General features: G+C 34.1%; 13 protein-coding genes. 6 read left to right on the top strand and 7 right to left on the bottom strand.

The features are described 5' to 3' along the window. Positions 1-47: 47 nt before the first annotated feature. Positions 48-977 carry a hypothetical protein gene (locus AC07M3_RS15340; RefSeq protein WP_494567695.1) on the bottom strand — a complete coding sequence of 310 codons (930 nt, stop codon included), beginning with the start codon at positions 975-977 and terminating at the stop codon, positions 48-50. Between the two features lie 243 nt (positions 978-1,220). Between AC07M3_RS15340 and AC07M3_RS15335 the strand changes: the two genes are divergently transcribed. From AC07M3_RS15335 to AC07M3_RS15325, 3 genes are all read left to right on the top strand, one after another. Further along, positions 1,221-1,490 carry a hypothetical protein gene (locus tag AC07M3_RS15335; protein WP_343597732.1) on the top strand — a complete coding sequence of 90 codons (270 nt, stop codon included), beginning with the start codon at positions 1,221-1,223 and terminating at the stop codon, positions 1,488-1,490. A 250-nt stretch (positions 1,491-1,740) separates the two neighbouring features. Beyond that, the gene (locus AC07M3_RS15330; RefSeq protein WP_494567694.1) at positions 1,741-2,202 is read left to right on the top strand and encodes a hypothetical protein; all 462 of its coding nucleotides are present in this window, start codon (positions 1,741-1,743) and stop codon (positions 2,200-2,202) included. After that, positions 2,151-4,109, top strand: a complete 1,959-nt coding sequence (locus AC07M3_RS15325) for a TniQ family protein (protein WP_494567733.1) — start codon at positions 2,151-2,153, stop codon at positions 4,107-4,109. The genes AC07M3_RS15330 and AC07M3_RS15325 overlap by 52 nt, the downstream gene beginning before the upstream one ends. A gap of 43 nt (positions 4,110-4,152) precedes the next feature. On the opposite strand, the gene AC07M3_RS15320 is transcribed toward AC07M3_RS15325, so the two are convergent. Both AC07M3_RS15320 and AC07M3_RS15315 read right to left on the bottom strand, forming a co-directional pair. Then, a complete protein-coding gene (locus tag AC07M3_RS15320) occupies positions 4,153-4,539 on the bottom strand; it encodes a hypothetical protein (protein WP_494567693.1) in 387 nt (128 codons plus the stop codon). A 26-nt stretch (positions 4,540-4,565) separates the two neighbouring features. After that, positions 4,566-5,306, bottom strand: coding sequence for a PD-(D/E)XK nuclease domain-containing protein (locus tag AC07M3_RS15315; protein ID WP_288490934.1), 741 nt, complete (start codon positions 5,304-5,306; stop codon positions 4,566-4,568). Between the two features lie 208 nt (positions 5,307-5,514). Here AC07M3_RS15315 and AC07M3_RS15310 point away from each other — a divergent pair, with 208 nt between their 5' ends. From AC07M3_RS15310 to AC07M3_RS15300, 3 genes are read left to right on the top strand one after another with little or no spacing between them, the layout of a single operon-like run. Further along, the gene (locus tag AC07M3_RS15310) at positions 5,515-6,945 is read left to right on the top strand and encodes an ABC-three component system protein (RefSeq protein ID WP_343597725.1); all 1,431 of its coding nucleotides are present in this window, start codon (positions 5,515-5,517) and stop codon (positions 6,943-6,945) included. Next, a complete protein-coding gene (locus tag AC07M3_RS15305; protein ID WP_343597724.1) occupies positions 6,945-7,658 on the top strand; it encodes an ABC-three component system middle component 1 in 714 nt (237 codons plus the stop codon). The genes AC07M3_RS15310 and AC07M3_RS15305 overlap by 1 nt, the downstream gene beginning before the upstream one ends. Further along, complete coding sequence (locus tag AC07M3_RS15300) at positions 7,655-10,015, top strand: AAA family ATPase (protein WP_494567692.1); 2,361 nt, start codon at positions 7,655-7,657, stop codon at positions 10,013-10,015. Before AC07M3_RS15305 ends, AC07M3_RS15300 begins: the two co-directional genes overlap by 4 nt. Positions 10,016-10,229: 214 nt before the next feature. Here AC07M3_RS15300 and AC07M3_RS15295 read toward each other — a convergent pair whose 3' ends face one another. The 4 genes from AC07M3_RS15295 to AC07M3_RS15280 are packed head-to-tail and all read right to left on the bottom strand — an operon-like array spanning position 10,230 to position 16,694. Continuing rightward, complete coding sequence (locus AC07M3_RS15295) at positions 10,230-11,096, bottom strand: DUF7281 domain-containing protein (RefSeq protein ID WP_494567691.1); 867 nt, start codon at positions 11,094-11,096, stop codon at positions 10,230-10,232. A gap of 9 nt (positions 11,097-11,105) precedes the next feature. Then, positions 11,106-12,323, bottom strand: coding sequence for a hypothetical protein (locus AC07M3_RS15290; RefSeq protein WP_343597719.1), 1,218 nt, complete (start codon positions 12,321-12,323; stop codon positions 11,106-11,108). A gap of 14 nt (positions 12,324-12,337) precedes the next feature. Continuing rightward, the gene (locus AC07M3_RS15285; protein ID WP_335957024.1) at positions 12,338-12,976 is read right to left on the bottom strand and encodes a condensin complex protein MksE; all 639 of its coding nucleotides are present in this window, start codon (positions 12,974-12,976) and stop codon (positions 12,338-12,340) included. Continuing rightward, positions 12,969-16,694, bottom strand: a complete 3,726-nt coding sequence (locus AC07M3_RS15280; RefSeq protein WP_494567690.1) for an ATP-binding protein — start codon at positions 16,692-16,694, stop codon at positions 12,969-12,971. The genes AC07M3_RS15285 and AC07M3_RS15280 overlap by 8 nt, the downstream gene beginning before the upstream one ends. Positions 16,695-17,120 lie beyond the last annotated feature (426 nt).

Here is a 17,120-nt window from a genome sequence, read left to right as displayed (position 1 = left end):
CACCATAGTAAAAAGGCTGCAATTCGCAGCCTTTTTTCAACCTTAGATTAGCATTTGAAGTGCAACACCATATTGTTGTGATAATAACTAAATGGACTAAACTCAACTGAGTCACTACTTAGTGGTGCAATACCACGCTTAAGGCACTCTGTTGTCCATCTTTTCGTTTTTTGTATGTCTAACAAATTGGATAAATTATTGACTGATGTTTCGTCTTTAATCTCAAAAGGAATAACGAAGATTAATTTATGTATAAAACTTTCTAAGCCATGAATTACATCTAGCATTACGCGTATTTTTTGCTTCTGGGTCAAATACTTCCCTTTTTTATGCTCCAACTCAAAAAAAGTATTATTTAAATATTCTACTTCTAAAGCAAAACCCTCTTCATTTTCAACTGCAACGCATTTATTTCCATTATGAGCTAATGGAAATACATATCGTTTCACCAACTGTAACAACTCAGCATTGTGCTCTCTATAGTACGGAAATGTACATACTATTAATAATACTCGATATATTGAGCATCCTATATCAAAGGCAGCTGTCCTGTAGTTTTTACTATCTGCAATACGTAAAAAAATAATCAAGGCAGCTAAAGAGTCTAATCCAGCTAGTCGTTCAAGCCTCTGAAGCTCTTTCGTATATAAAAAAGAAAACAACTCGTTAGATAATCCATCTTTATTGTATTTAAATAAAATCCTTTGAACCTCCCATGGAAGATATCTTATTCCTTCCTTGATAAGCCAATCCACTCCCTTGTGCCCACGCATTGCTTCCCAAAGAATATTATTAAGCACCTCAGAAGTACCACGTAGTTGTTGTTCTACCAATTCAACTAATCGCTTATTAGGTGTATGCCGTCCAGCCGCATAGCCTGACCACTTATTATTGTGATAAGGATCTCCATATTCATTTTTCCCAAATGCCATTGGTTCAATAGCCTTCTCAACTTGATAAGACGTTTTTAATGACAACCTATATCTCACCTCCTCGTACCAAAGTTTTACTCTCACAATATCTATATCATCACGCCTCTTACGGCACCTCTCTCTCATATAAGTCCCTTTTTTAAATCAGAACCCTAAATTAAATTAGTCTTTGTAAATTATATAATTAAATACTATTAATAGAGTAAAGTTAATACAGATTTTGCCTTTCTAGTATAACTCTCCATCCGTCTATATCATATTGTTAGGACAAGCTAGGACAGAGCAGGAATGCAGCACATCACTCCAGTTAGTGTAGAAACCATTGAACGTGAGCTTTTTGAACGCCATGGCCCGATGATTGCAGATGATGCATTACGAGTGGCTCTAGGCTATCGATCCACTGATGCATTCAGAAAAGCACTTACAAGAAAAACTGTACCGATCCCAGTCTTTTCAGTTAAAAACCGTCGCGGGAAATATGCATTGGTAAAGGATGTTGCAGAGTGGTTAGTCAAACAGCGTAATGCTGCTATAACGCAACAAGAGCTTAAAAAATAAAAATTATTAGAACTTCTGATTACTCAGATTAAAAGCCAATAACATAGGAGAAGTAAGCCATGACATAAAATTCTGCCCAAATAAAAACGGACCCTTTCGGATCCGTTGGTTCTATACGTGAAAGTACAGAGATGTGAGAATCCTAGTATCTTCCGTATAGAGCCAACAGTCAAGTTTTGCGTATTTTTTACGCAAGAATTAACTCATCCCTAAAAATGGGATGAATGGCTATACATACTGGAAATACTATATGTACGCTTTTTCTTTTGATGATAAACACAATCCTCATCAATCTATTCTCAATCAAATTAATAACGCTTTTAAAGCAGAGCCGAATCTTGCCTCTATAATCCATGGTCAAAGGAAAATCTACCAAGGCTGCTATGGACGAAGAACTGCACTTTTCCCCAGCGCAAAATCTGGGGGCTCCATTCCTACCGAAAGTCGTCTTGAATTGGCACACGTTATTTGTCTTGAGAAAAACCCACAGGTTAAATGTTTTAGATCTCAAGCTCTCAAAATCGCTCTTGGAGAAAAGGAATTCTGTTACCCAGATTTCTTAGTTCAAACAATCAACAACCAATATGAAGTTCATGAAATTAAACCCAATATCTCCAGCCTATCTGTAAATGATCTAGACAAATTTCTTAGGTTAGCAACATTCTTATCCATCCCATTCCTTATAATGGCGAATCGGCAGAGAGCTTCTTAGCTAGAGTTGCTGAGCTTAATAGACATTCATCTATCGAGAGATTAATTAATAAAGAGCAGCGCCATTTCTTGGCACAAAGCGCACCGAATTGTAGATTAGCAGATCTTCCGCGTTTTAAGTATGTCTTACAACTACTTAATATTGACCCAAATCATCAAAGTCTTGCTTTTGCAAAAGCTGGCCCCACGAGCCGATCAGCGAGAAAATGGAGCAATATAGAACTGCATGAAGATTTATTAAAATACTATTCTTGTTCTTATTGCCCACAATGCTTAGAAGAACAGCCATTTTTTAAAAAAATTTGGCTTTTACAACCCTTATATGCATGCCCAATACACTCTATTTTCCTTGTCGATAAATGTTATCAATGTGGATACTCAATATCGCTTAGCTCAGGAGTGACAAAATGCAGTCATTGCCATGCACTATTGCAAGATGCACCTAAGATTAAATGTTCTTCGATACAGGTCATTAGATGGTTTGTTGAAATTCTTAATTATGATTCAAATGAATTCTTTAAACATTTCACTGCATACTGGCTAGCAATACTTAGCTTCTCTAAGCTTGATAACTCCATGAGCATTGAAGTAGCGTTAGAAATGACATATGAATATTTTAATGTTCCTAATCAATCCGTTGATAGATTAAGTACACTGGTTAATCAACGCATCAAACTAGCGCACCCTAGAATTCAACTGCTCCCATTTTTGAAATACTCCAGATTATTTAAAAATTATGCAGCTTTAGTGGAGGCAAAGTGTGACGTTTATACGCCTAGTGATGAAAGCTGTACTAATGATATAAAAAGGGCTGAATTAAAACTTATTTTAGATATTACACATAAAACGCTCGACCATTGGATCGATCAAGACTTTCTAAAACTCGATGATAATCAATATTCTTATAGTTCCATCCCTAGCAATTATATTGAAAATTTCCTAACGACAACACAGCATGAAACTTTATTACAACAACCACGTATGAAGAAGATTTGCCCATATCCTAAGCAATTAGATTTAAAAGAAATTGCACAAAAGCTCGATATACACTACGAAACTGCACGCAAATTAACGAACATGGGATGGTTCGATTTGGATCAACTTTGTAATGATGCAAAAGCAGCTAAAGGATATTCCTTTATAAAGCTAGAAAATTTCCAAAATGAATATATCCTTGCCTCAACACTCGCAAAGAAATTAGGCCTTAATCCTACAAATTTTGTTGAAAAACTAACAAGCATAGGGATTGTTCCTATTCGAGGTCCACATATCGATGCTTCCCCACTAAATATCTATCTTAAGCGCTCCGTTAATCATCTAAGGAAACATGATTTTGATGAAATAATACGTTATCCCACTCGCACAGGCAGGCCTAAAAAAGGCGTTACTCCACTAAAAAAAAAGCAGAATTTTTTCTCGTTAAATGAAGCAGCAGAACACTTAAACATTAGCCCCAATAAGGTTTCTGTTTTGATTAATAAAGGAATTCTTATTAAAGATGTCAATTATCCTTTATCCATTAAAATTCCAAAAATATCCGTACTTCGGCTAAAGCATAAATTGCTGAGTGAAAACTCAATATCTACAGAGCAAGCAGCAAGACTACTCAATTGCTCAGTGAATTGGTTAGGTGAATATTGGTGCAAATCTGGTTTTTTAACTATAGAAAATTTGGTGTATTGGAAACTCGTTCGGCAAAAGGAAGTTGATGAAGTCCTTAAGTTGAAAGAAACCTATATGACGGGAGCCGAAGCTAGTAAATTGCTAGGTATGCCCCACTCACATATTACAAATTTACAAGCTCAAGATATTATACAAGCATACTATTTGGGTAATTCTGAATATAGAATTCGCCTATTTAAGACAAAAGATGTTATGAAATTGAAATATTCAAAAGATGAGACATAAAACTGAACTATCTCATAGCTATATATTTAACTTTAGTAAAATACTAAGTCATTTCCAATAATTCTTTTTTCATTTTATCAATTCTAGAAGCTAAACCTTCAGTACAGTTTTTATGTCGTTCATAAAGTGGATTATTCTTATCATTCCAGTCATTGAGAATGTCATTAGCTTCTTTGAATTCTTCCTCCAGCTTTACAATTCTACGTTGTAATGCCACTTTTTTATCCCATTTTTTCAATAGTTTTGCTTCAACTTCTTCAAAAGTAGTTTCTCCATCAATAATCTTTTGAAAGTCTTCTTCATATTCTTTTTCAGCCATATCAATAATTGATTTTGAATAAGAATGGTTCAATATACTTTTAGCTGACTCATGAGCTTTTTGCCGTTTCAGAACTTCTTGATCTGCATACTTCCGTTTATTATTGATCATCAAACACCTCATTTTAAAAAATTAAACTAATGCTTAACAATACAGCATTTAATTTTTTCAGATCTCTGTAATCCTTTTATAACTTCATCTTCATCTCTGATAAAACCTATATCATAAATTAAAAAATAAATGGATTCATATTCAGTAGAATAAGCAATAATATCTGCATTCATCTCATCAATTATTTCAGCTAACTTACCCTGACGATTACAAATTTTAATTTCTAACACCATGTTTTCATTTCTGAAAACAAAATCAGGTACTGACTCCTTTCCTGCTATTTTAACTCGCCCAGTCTCTCTGTCGTAATCAATTCCTTTTTGCTTTCCTTTGCCAATTAATAAGCTTTCAATACCATTCTGTACACTTTTTTCATTCGGAGGAATATCATAAATTGCTTTACGAAGATTTGCTTTTAAAAAATTCAAGATATTGTCAGCTTCAACTTGTGCCAACCCTCCTGAAGCCTCAATAAAAGATTTAAGTATTAATAAGTTAGAATAAACATCATCAAAATACATTCTCTGCTGAATGGTAACCGTATCGAAAGCAGAAGGAACTTTCTCTAAGTTATACATGTCTACTGGCGCATTAATATCTATTATCTCACGAGCTTTTATTAGTATCTCATTATATTTCCGCATAAATATTTTAAAACTTGAGTGTAACCAAACGTCATCTTTTCTTGAGTTTCTTGAAGCATCCATTGCTTTTTGTAAAGCTATACATTGATCACGTATCTCTTTTAATTTAATTTCCTTAACCACTTTACCCTACCTCTGAATCACCTATATACAATTAAATCATAGTTTTTTTTGTACAATAAGATTGTATCTGAAAAAATCTATATTTTTATATTTCCCAAAAAAACTACTAGAAATTGACCTTAAAAAATGATAAAAATACTTACATAATGTCAAAAAAAAATACATAAATTTACACTTTATTTAGATTTCGTGTGGGAGGGAGCTTTCAATGTCTTTTGATGCATCGCCATCTTGGAGTGGTTTCAACTACCAAGGTAAGGTCGCACTTTATTACTCTTTAAAATGTATCAACGAGGAATCCATCGAAAAAGATTTCTCTAATTATAGTTTGATGCTTGAGAATAATGAAGATTTTGAAATTATTATTGATAACGCTCCTATCTCCTTTCATCAAGTAAAAGCATATGAAACATGTAGCTATAGCAAATATTCAGATGCTCTTTTAGAAATCACGTTAGAACTATCAAAACATCCCAATGTAATTGGGAAAATTCATACATGGAAAGTGATAAACCCTAGGCCTAGTTTTAATGATATAGCATCATCAATTACCAATGATCTTAAAGAAATTTTAGTTGAATATCTTTTCCCAACTGATAGGACATCAACTCTCCATAAAGCAGCATCCGATGCCACGCAGATATCTAAAACTACATCAATCATTAGAAATGCTTTTAAAAATAAAACCGCTGTAGAATTAGCTCAACTTTTATCAGATATACACAATGGTCAGAATAATGCTATATCAAGGCTAGAAGCATACAGATACGATGATGGCAATTCATTTTGTGATCTCAGTAGTATAAATGACAAAATTAAATCAGAATTATCAATTTCCTTCACAAGGCTAAGCATTTCAGTAACCCACGATCAGTTGGAGAAAGCTTTTCTATACTTCTTAGGAGTTATGGATAAATACATCATACAACGCCACAAAAACAAACAAAATTCTCAAAAAATTCCTATTCATTTTACTGAAATTATTAGTGTACTTAATAAAGATCATGAAGATATGAGCAAAGAATATTTAGCTTATCATTTTAAAGAACGATTTGCCTACCATATTGAACATTACATGGATGATCCGGATGAAGGGTATATAAAACCTAATGATGGAACCTCTTGCAATTTACAAGAGATATGTAAGTTTCTGCTAGGTTTAAGTCCTCTTGAGCTTTGGGAATATTATCGTCATTTCTCCCCACAAATACAGCTCAACCATCAATGCAATATCGATAATGCACTCGAGTCAAATAGTGAAGGTATTCGCTACGTACTTATAAAAATTTTTCACACTATAAACTATCAGAGATTCATTATTAACAACTCAAAATATAAATTTATTTATCGTAATGCAACACCCCCATATCAACATTATTTACCAACTACAATTACTAATACACCACGTCTTTCCCAAATTGAAAGGCATATTACATCAAACCCGAATATAAATGAGATTTTATATGAAATTGAAAATCTTATTTATAACGGTATAAATCATCATCGATTCTCTCCATTATCATCAATGCATACAGAAGCCCCCATCGCAGAAGATGCAGATAGCCGCCTCAAAAGAGATGAGCCTTTAAGATTTATAAACCTTATCCCCTTATCAATCGCAAAGGATGAACTATCTTAATGATCAAAATCCTCAAAAACATACTTTCAAGTAATGGATATACTCAAATAAATATTGATTTACCTTTTCAAACTCAAACTATCCATCTTTTTAGTCCAAATGAAGAAAATGAACGTGAGGAATATTTCGTCACGATTCAACTTCATAATCAATCTAATGAAGCAGTTCAAATCTTACTAGAACAAGATGCACAAGAATTATTTGAATTTATTAGTCAATCAGGAGTAGTAGGGCTCTCATTTGAGAAAAACTGTACTATGTTGATTTGTCACAATGAAAATGCAATAGATCGACAACTAATTCTCTCAATTGAGGAGGATCAGTATAATTTCAAAAAAAATGTGATTACTCATTCTCTACATGAACTTGAAGATTTACATAATTATCTAACGACTAACAATATTAACGAAATTACAAATACTGTAATTAATGAAGTTATCAATGGTGAAAATGGGAAAGACTTTTTAGAATTTAAAGGTAGTCAAAATAATTCTCAAGGGTATTATTCTCTCATAATGAAAATTATACTTAAACTACCCTTTATTACTTATAGTCCCAAGGAAAAAGAACTAACGAACCTGTGCCTTGATATTGAAAACTCATTTGCCCCACGCTACCTCTCAATATACAGCCAACTTTTAACTTCAGAGAAAGAATGGTCTGAAGATGACAACTATAAGCAGATAGAAAAAATTTGGGGAACATTGGAATGATTAGTTTAAATAAAATCACTCTGAAGAACTTTAAAATATTTGGTAATGAACCATATGTCATCAATTTTGAAGATAGTAACCTTGTCTTACTTGATGGTCCTAATGGATATGGTAAAACCTCAGTTTTTGATGCTATCGAATTGGGTTTAACTGGAAATATTTCTCGATTGATTTCTCTAGAAAACCGCCAAAATCCAGCGGATGTAGTAGTTGCACATAAAGGCGCAGAGAATGTCGAAATAACTCTTGAATTTAAAAATGCCGAATCCCAAACTAGAGTTTTCAAACGAAAACTTAAATACCCTATTCCTAGTTCATTCAAGAAGATTTCAAAATTTACTGAATTATGGGAACTCAATGAAGTAGTAGATGAAACTCTAATTCAGGCAACTGATAAGTCTTTAGAAGAATATTTTAACAGCCAAGACTTTTCAAGAGATTTTCTACTATTCCACTATGTACAGCAAGAGGAGACTTCACGGTTTCTGAAATCAAATAATGAAGCTCAACGGGCAATTGAACTTGCACAACTTTTTGGTAATACCCGAGAGGCAGATGAAAAGCTAGTTAAATTATCAGAAATCGCAAACAAGATAGGAAGTACTAAGAAAACGTATGCAAAACGTATTGAAGAGATTAAACATTTATACAAAATTGAAGACGACAGCTATATCTCAAATAGTACTGCTGAACAACATACTTATGCTTTACCATGGTTAGTTGAGACTAACACATCACCTTTTTGGGATCTGGTGTCGATCTCTGATCTTAATCAAGAAAAACTTAATAACTCTTTAGCCGAAATCACTAATGTTAAAAATTTACTTACACATCAAAATTTTTTCATAAGAAACCGTATTTTTGAAAGAGTAATTCAGCAACGTGAATTTCTTGAGATCTATATCGGATACTTTAACTCTATCCAAAATTACGATTTATATCTGAATCAGAATCACTCATATCATATTGTTAAGAATACTCTTTCTACTCTCAAAAGTGGTGATTTAAAAGCTATTGGTAATATTTCTAACTTTAAAACTATCTTCCAAATACTGATGCTAGGAGATAGTAATACTTTTGAAGCGGCACTATTAGCTCTTATAGCAGAAGAAAATAAAGCTAGAGGATTAAGTTCTATTTACTCAGAATTACTCAAACATCACGATGCTATGACTGCTGGACTGCATCAAATACCAAATGAATCTAAATGTTTACTTTGTGGTCAAGATTATGAAAGTCACGATGATTTAACTAAGGTAGTAATGCAACATAGTCTTTTACTCCGATCTGAGCTTTCTGAGAATGACAAATTGCTTGTAACTACTCGAGATAATTTCAATACAACCCACCTTTCCCCATTAATTCTTGCCTGTTCTACTTATCTTGAACAAAAATTGATTGCATCACATGAAGATATAAATCTGCTTACAAAAGCGAAGAATATTAGTGAGCGTCTTGAAAATCTTCAAAAGTGGCTACAATCAGAAAATATTGAGCATCATGATTTGATGGGAGCTACTTTTCCTTTGCAAAATAGTCTTAATCTTACAGAAGCAACTAACAAAATAAGCGAACGAATACGCTCGGCTATTGGTATTCCACCAGAGAGTTATGATTTAGCTAATAATGGAAATATATTCGAGAGAATCTATAGAGATTATTTTAATAGCGAACAAGACAAGTTAACTCAAGTCAATATTGACGTACTTAACCAAAAAGAAAGTTATATAAAAAATCTTTATTTTAGTTCAATGAAACAAATAGTAGATGAACTTATAGAACTTAAGAAACGATACAATCTACTTGATACTGCCTCAAGTGATATTACTGAACTCATCAATATTGTACGCACAAAAATTCGTCAATACAGAAAAAAATTAATTACTGAGATTGAAATTCCTTTTTACATCTACTCTGGAAAAATTCTACAAACACACCAAGCTGGGCACGGTCAAGGAATATTTATTAAAGATCCAACAGGTGATGATGAGCTGAAAAATGTACGACTAGTTTCTAATTGGGAAAGTGACCATGACATCCTTAATACAATGAGTTCTGGACAAATATCCGCAGTCGTTATTTCACTTACCTTAGCTTTACATCGAGTTTATTCTACGAGATTTTCAACAATCCTAATTGATGATCCTGTTCAGACTATGGATGATATAAATATGTCGTCATTAGTAGAGGTTTTACGAAATGACTTTAGTCAAAAACAGATCATCTTATCCACTCATGAAGATAAGGTTGCTAAGTATTTTACTTATAAATATTTGAAGCACAATGAAAGTGTAAAGATTGTGAATCTAATGCAAAGAAGAGAATACATACCTAGTAATAAGTATATATACAAATAAAGGCAACTAGCTCGGACTCTATAGTCCGAGTTTTTTTGAATAATTATTCAATTGATTTACTAATTTCAAGTATAGCCTAGCTTCATTATTAATCTACAACTCATCTCATGAAATGAAGATGTAATGTATTTAGAATACTTAATATTTATTAACCAATCAAAAAAATATCAATCCAAAAATTAAAAATCACCCTAATCACTTTTAAACTTCAAATCTAAATCACCCTTATGATATCCAAGCCATTCATTAGATGGACGTTCTCCTGCATGATCGCCAATTTCTTGTTTTTCATATGCTGAAAAATATCATTTAAAACAGTATACTTAGCAAAAGTTTCATCAAAATTTATAGATTGTGATATCTGCTTAAGGTAAATTTGCAATCCATTTGATGAATGTTCCTCATCTAAGTTTTGCCAATCCTTTGGCACGACGATGTATATATCACGGCTTGAGATGTAATTTAAAACTATCAAAAGCCCACTAGGATCGAAATCAGAGTAAACTGCAATTTTAGCTGTATCAGCTAATCTTTCTAACAGCTCATTAACCAACTTAATATTCTTTCCTTGTCCGCGATATAGAAAGAGGCTACCCTGCCATTGCTCTGGCAAATACTGGTGCCATTTATATAAGTGGACCATCATGTCGCCATTTTCTACAATAACCAGTTGTTTAATAGCACTAGTATCTACTTCGTTAATATCTATTGTGGCTAGAAACTTCGGATGTGATATATCTAACATACCACTTTTCAGAGGTAATGCCGCTTTGACAGATGCAAAGACTAGATAATCTGAAAAAACAGATTTATTAGTGTCCTTTTCATTAATACTGTATTTAACATGTTCAAATCGAGATAATCCCTTTGGAATGTTAATATCAGCTTCAACTTTCCTATATTGCTTATAAATCTGATCTAACCTCACAAAGTCTAAATCATCTAGATGCAAATCACGGCCTCTAACCCTGCCAATTGCCTCAGAGTCATGTAGCATCCGCCACGTATTATTCAACGATACTTTTTTCGTTCTATTGAGCAATGCCTGTTGAATAACATTTAATTGAGTACCAGTAATCATGACAACCTGTTAAATACGTTTAATTACGACATCTTGAACTAACCAGTTGCCGTTATAATTAGGAATGATATTTTCGATAAAATGCATATCTAATACCCCAGCATAATATTCATAATTATCACGATACGAACTGACAAGATGCAATACCCAAGAATTGATTTCAACTTCTGGCTTTAAGTCTTGATAACATTGTACAGCAGTGAGCTCAACTGGCCCTTGAGGATGCATCAACGCCTCAAAGAAATGGTTTGATGCAACCTCTAGCGCTGAGGGTTCTACCAGAACTTCTGCATCTAACTGTATTTCTACCTCAACAATTTCTTTTTCAGCTTCTTTTGTTGTCTTCTCTCTATTTTCACTCGCTTTTCGTGCGATTAGCTCCAATGTTTCCTGTGCTCTGTATGAACCTAAATCAGCATAGGCCGTGAATTGTGGTTTATAAACTCGAAAAAAAGGGCTAGGTGCAGTGCTTTGATCTAATATAGAATTTAGCTGTTTACCAGCCAAAAAACTATGTACAGCATCAATCATGGAATTACGTTTCTGAATTTCTAAATCTTTCTTCCATCGGAGTAGATATTCATTCAATACATGCCCTGCATTAATCAGTTCTTTATGGCACTTAAAAACGATCGGTGTTAACCGTTTGGTAATCAGACGTTCAATCTCTTTGTCTCCAACACCAAGTTGAGCCAGTTTGTCTGGTGACAGCTGAACCATGATATCGCTTAATGGCTTTAAATCCTGAATTGCTTTTTCATTAGCTCTAATGCGGACTTCCAGATCACTAATAATCAATAATTTTTCATGAACTTGGCTAGAAAAATGAACATAGTCTTCAACAAGTACATTAGACAGCTCTAGGAGCGCATCGATTAATTCTCCTTGGTCATATTTTGCATCTTCATAGTTTCTCTGTTTAGAAAAAGCATACGAGTGTGCGCATTCCTCTATTCGGATTATGAGCGATGCAATCTGACCAGGACTATTCTTAATACGTCCTCTGCGATCAAAATGAGATACAAACCGTAATACGTTACTTTGAATGATAAAACCATCAAGATCACGATAGCCTAATCCAGCTTTAGCTAACGACTCAATTTTATTTTCAATATCATAAGTACAGTCGATGATGCCATGTTGGTGTTTAATGGCATGTCCTATTAAATCAATATTATTTGTTAATAAACGACATGGCACTAACGCTGGATGATTTTGATCTGACATAATTCAATCCTGTATTATAAAAGAGCATCTTGCTTTAGTTGACTATCTGAGTCTGACTTAATTTGTTCACATGCTGCAATATACTCTAACTGTTCATAGAACAAAGACCATTTAGCCGTAGCGACATAAACTGAACCAGTGTCACTACCAGTATTAAATAAATAATTTTCAGCGGTCAGATATTTCAGCACGCTCTCCAAGTGCTCTTGAGATGAACTAGCAGTATTGGAACGTCCTAGTTTTTTAATAATTTCTTTCAAACGACTTTGTAGATACTCTGATTGCTCAATCGCTGAGAGTAAATGGCCTTTAGTTATAATATCGTTATAAGCAAGAGGTTTACTTTCTGAGTGCAGAGAGCGGCACAAGCGTACCCATTCTACAAGTGGTTCAATTTTGCTGACGAAAGCATTAAAATGTGACTCTATGCTATCTTGAACCTTACGCTGTTGGACATTCAGATATACTGCATAAAACCCATATCCATCATGAGTTTTTACACATTTACGGTCAATCTTGTGCAGAAAATCATTCATCTCATCAAAAAAGACATTATCTAGCAGCCGTTGATAATGTAGCGTAAAGCAAAGGTTATCTATAACTTCACCACTAATGAGTAGGTGAACAATCTCGGAAAAAGCTTCGTTATTCATCAGCGATCTCCATGATTTGAGTATTAATTTTATTGCTAGATTGATGCTGATTTAATAATGGATTATCTTGAACAATTGACCTAGCAATGTAGTGTCGGACACCCATTTTTTTATCTATGTCATTCTTACAAGTGAAATATTTCCCTAAAATATCGTCCATTTTGGGTTGAGCGCAAACCAAATTAATGTTTCGCTCACGCATAAAATCTAGCAATTTACCGCAATTTACCGTGTCAATCTGCCCCAACTCATCGATTGGTAAATGAATAATAACATCTGGATCAGGACATAACTTTCTTGCTAAGGCGGTAAAAATCACCAAAATAGCTAAACGTGAGATGCCCGTACTACTAGAGTTTTCAAAGTCATTATCATTTCTTACCTCAACATATCGATCATTTTCAGTGAAGTTAATATTTAACTCAACCAAAGAGCCAATATCATTCGTTATGGACTTAGAACTATCTAACACACGTAACGCCCTATCAAACGAATCAAGAAGTGAGTCATCTGGCAGGGCATTAAAGTTATCTGCTGACGGTTCCCACTCCATCACAAATTGTTTTAAATCGCTGTTAAAACCACATCTATCAATCTTTGGTTCCAGTTTAATGTTAATTTCGTCCAAAAAAGTAAATGGGTTAGTACCGTTAATTTGATTGCTTAGCTCACGTGATACTGTTTCCACCTTATTTTTAAACTGGCGTAAAGACTGATAATAGCTGACAAAGGAATTTGAGATCACTTCAAATACATGGATGACTACTTCTACTTTCTGAGGAATATCATAATGGTACATTTCCTCAACTTCACTCATTGCACTCAGATAATACGGAGCACTGTCTACTCTAAAAGCATATTTCGACATTCGATTTAGCCACTGTTGTTCAAGTTCACTACCTGTGGCCGCTTTTAATGCTTTCAATACAGCATAATAAGCATCTTTGAGCGCTTTCAATTGCAGCTTAAAACCATCCAACTTTTCATGAGTGTTATCAATAAACCATTCAAAATCTAAAGGTAGGTTGTCATGTATCGCTTTAAATTCTGGAAAATCATCCAGTTTCTCGGAGATTAATTTAACCAAATTCGACAGTTTTTTCTGGTTAGTATCTATTTGAACAAGTTTATTATTGATTGTGGTAATTTCTAAGCCTGCCTTTTCTTCTATGTCCTTTAGTTTCTGGTCAATTGCACCCACCCGAACAACCAGACGCTTTAATTCAGCTTCAAATTCAAATTTATTAGTTTCTAAGTCATTTTTTTGAGAAAACTCAGTTTCCAACCACTTTTTATATTCAGTAATTTTAGCGGCATATGACATTATCAAATCGACTTTTTTATGCGCAGCAATTTGCCTATTTTCCGCATTCTGAATAGCATCTGTATCTGCTGATTCAGTTTTCAATGCACGTTTTTTAGCTTGTTCCAATTCTTTAATTTGTTGTTCTTTATTCGTCTCTATACTGATTATTTGAGTTTGTAGGATAGCTAGATTATTGTCATTGGCCATATTCAGATTGTCAAAAGATACTTTTAAATGCTCCAATTGTTTCTTATGGCTAAACTCCAGTTCTGCTTTTGCATTTTTGTGGTCATTACGCATCAGCTTTTCATTTTCTTGTTCTTGTTTTAATGCTTTGCGCGATTCTCTACTTCTTAATGTGCATTGACTGAGTATGGATTCCTGTAAAGTTTTAACTGCTTGTTCAGCCTCATCAACGCGACTTTTCCTACGTTGTAATTCAGTACTAGCCTCTGTCAACTCTGTATCTAGAGCAGTCTTTTCCTTATATCTGGCTTTAGCAATAGCTTCACTATCATCTCTAGTTTTCTTAGCAATTTGGGTGATTTCGATCTGACGATTTAAACGTATCTTCAACTCATCAATTGACTCAGCCTGTTGAGGAATAGGAAGTAAACTAGTATCCAAATTTAGACCATAAAAAGAATCATTTAAACCATTTATCACCCACTCGGGTTTTAGATCTTTACGCGCCAATAATTCAGGCGAAATAACCTTTGCAATAGTATGTTTCCAGTTCTGATCTTCACTGTCTCGTAGGAAGCTAATTAAAGTGTTCTCCGAATTAATTTCTTTACGTAATTCCTCTATTTTAATTTCATGTTGTTTATAAACCCGTTCAGCAATTTCAAAGTCCTTTTGTGTTAAAGTCACAGCTCTTCCTGTTGCTTCAACTTGCTCAGTTAATTTCTGGTGTTTGGATTGTTGTTCCAAATATTCAATTGAACGTTGCTGCGCTAACATTTTAGAATTGGTAATTTGCTGGGCTTCTTCATCAGTTGACTTCTGATTAGACTCAATCTCATCAAAGAGTTTATTTATTCGCTCTAAAACTGTTTCCAGCGCCAATTCTTGCACATTTTCTAACTTCTTTAACTCTCCAGCATTCAAGTCGCGGCGCTCATCAAGTGCAGCATCACGTTGACGAATTACCTCCTCCTTTTTGTCCTTCAAATCATCAACTTTAAGACGAATAGCTTTTATCGAAGTGATACTATTCTGAAGCACTGTACTTTTGTTGCTTTCAAAGTTATTGATAATTTGTTGATGCGACTCCTGCAAGTGCTGTAAATGTGTTTTGGCCTCTCTCAACTCTTGTTCATATACTTGCAGTGAGTCATATTCGGTTATTTTTTGGAGAATATTGATCCGTTGATATTCATCTTGTTGTTCTTCAAGTAAAATTAAATTCCTCGAGCAACTAGTTAACTTACCACTTAAATCAGCGGTCATTGAACTAATCCTATTTTTCTCCTGCAACAATTGTTGAGATTCTTCATCTGCCCTCTGCTTGATGACTGTTATTTGTTGTTCTTTATCAGAATATTCTTCAGCGAATTGAACTTGCATTTGTTGTGATTGAGCTCGAGCCGTGGCCAAATCACTTAAAGTTGTTCTGATAACATGCTGCTGTTTTATGCCATCTTCTAGTTTTACTTTTTCTTTGTTGAATGCATTTAAACTCCTAATATCACGGATAATTGTTATATTTTTTTCATGTTCTGGTTTTTTTGTTATTGAAACATCATCACTTAAAAAGGATTCGACAAGCATGTTCTTAAAACTGACGATCAACTGTCCCTTATTAACTGGAACACGAGAGAACTCGCCAAGAAACTTTAACTCATGTTTCGTATCACAAATCGAAAAGTCAGCAGCAGCGACTCGTAAGCTTCGGTCCCTTCGCAGACGCTCTTTATCATTATGCAAGATTGCAGCGTAATCCAAACTATTATCGAATTGATTACTGACTTTAATTCCATCAGCTCTAATCGTATTCAAAATCGTTGATGCATCAGCACCCGCAGTAAACAAAACATTATATTTTTCGGAAAATAAAGTTTCGTCTAATCCTCCCTGCACAATGCGATAACAATGCTTCTCACTACTATGTCTATACATAACAACACAACACAGACCTGATTTACGCAAATACTCAAACACAATCATGCTTTGATAATTAGGTAAGTAATAATCCAGGAAATTACTTTTGCCAGCACTCCTGCTGACCATTTGATTTGGTTTTGCTCCGTTAAAGATTGGAATTAGGTGCAGCAGTGAGGTTTTACCAGCACCATTAGCACCGGTAATGTTTGTGTGACCATCACACTTAACCAATGAACGCTTACTTCTGATGTAAGAGTTATGCAACACAATGTTTTTTAAGCCATAATTATTGATATTGCTCTGCATAAAAATATCCGTTTAGCTAAGTGATCGTCATTCTAAACATTATCAGAAATAATTAGATATATGACTATTAACCATCAATTAACGCGACATAGCACGTCGTGTTAATTGATGGTTAATCAGGGTGTTATCTCCCTACTAACTATAGGATCCATCCTGTTTACGAACATATACTAACGATATATAGCGATCATCTTTTAGCATTAAACTGAAACGCTTCCTAAGTTACTTATGAAAGAACAGCTTTTTATAAAATGACAGCTTATGTGTCGCAAAACTCTGAAAATGACAATAATTGTGTCGCAGAAATTGTCATTATGTGTCGTATTGATCGCTAAGCTTTTGAATTTCTGAAATGGAAAATGACAACATATGTGTCATGTGACGGCATCTGCCAAACAATAAAAACCGCTATTGATAGCGGTTTTT

Source organism: Acinetobacter sp. GW821-FHT09D10 (assembly GCF_059416285.1).
This window is presented reverse-complemented; position numbering and strand designations above follow the sequence as displayed.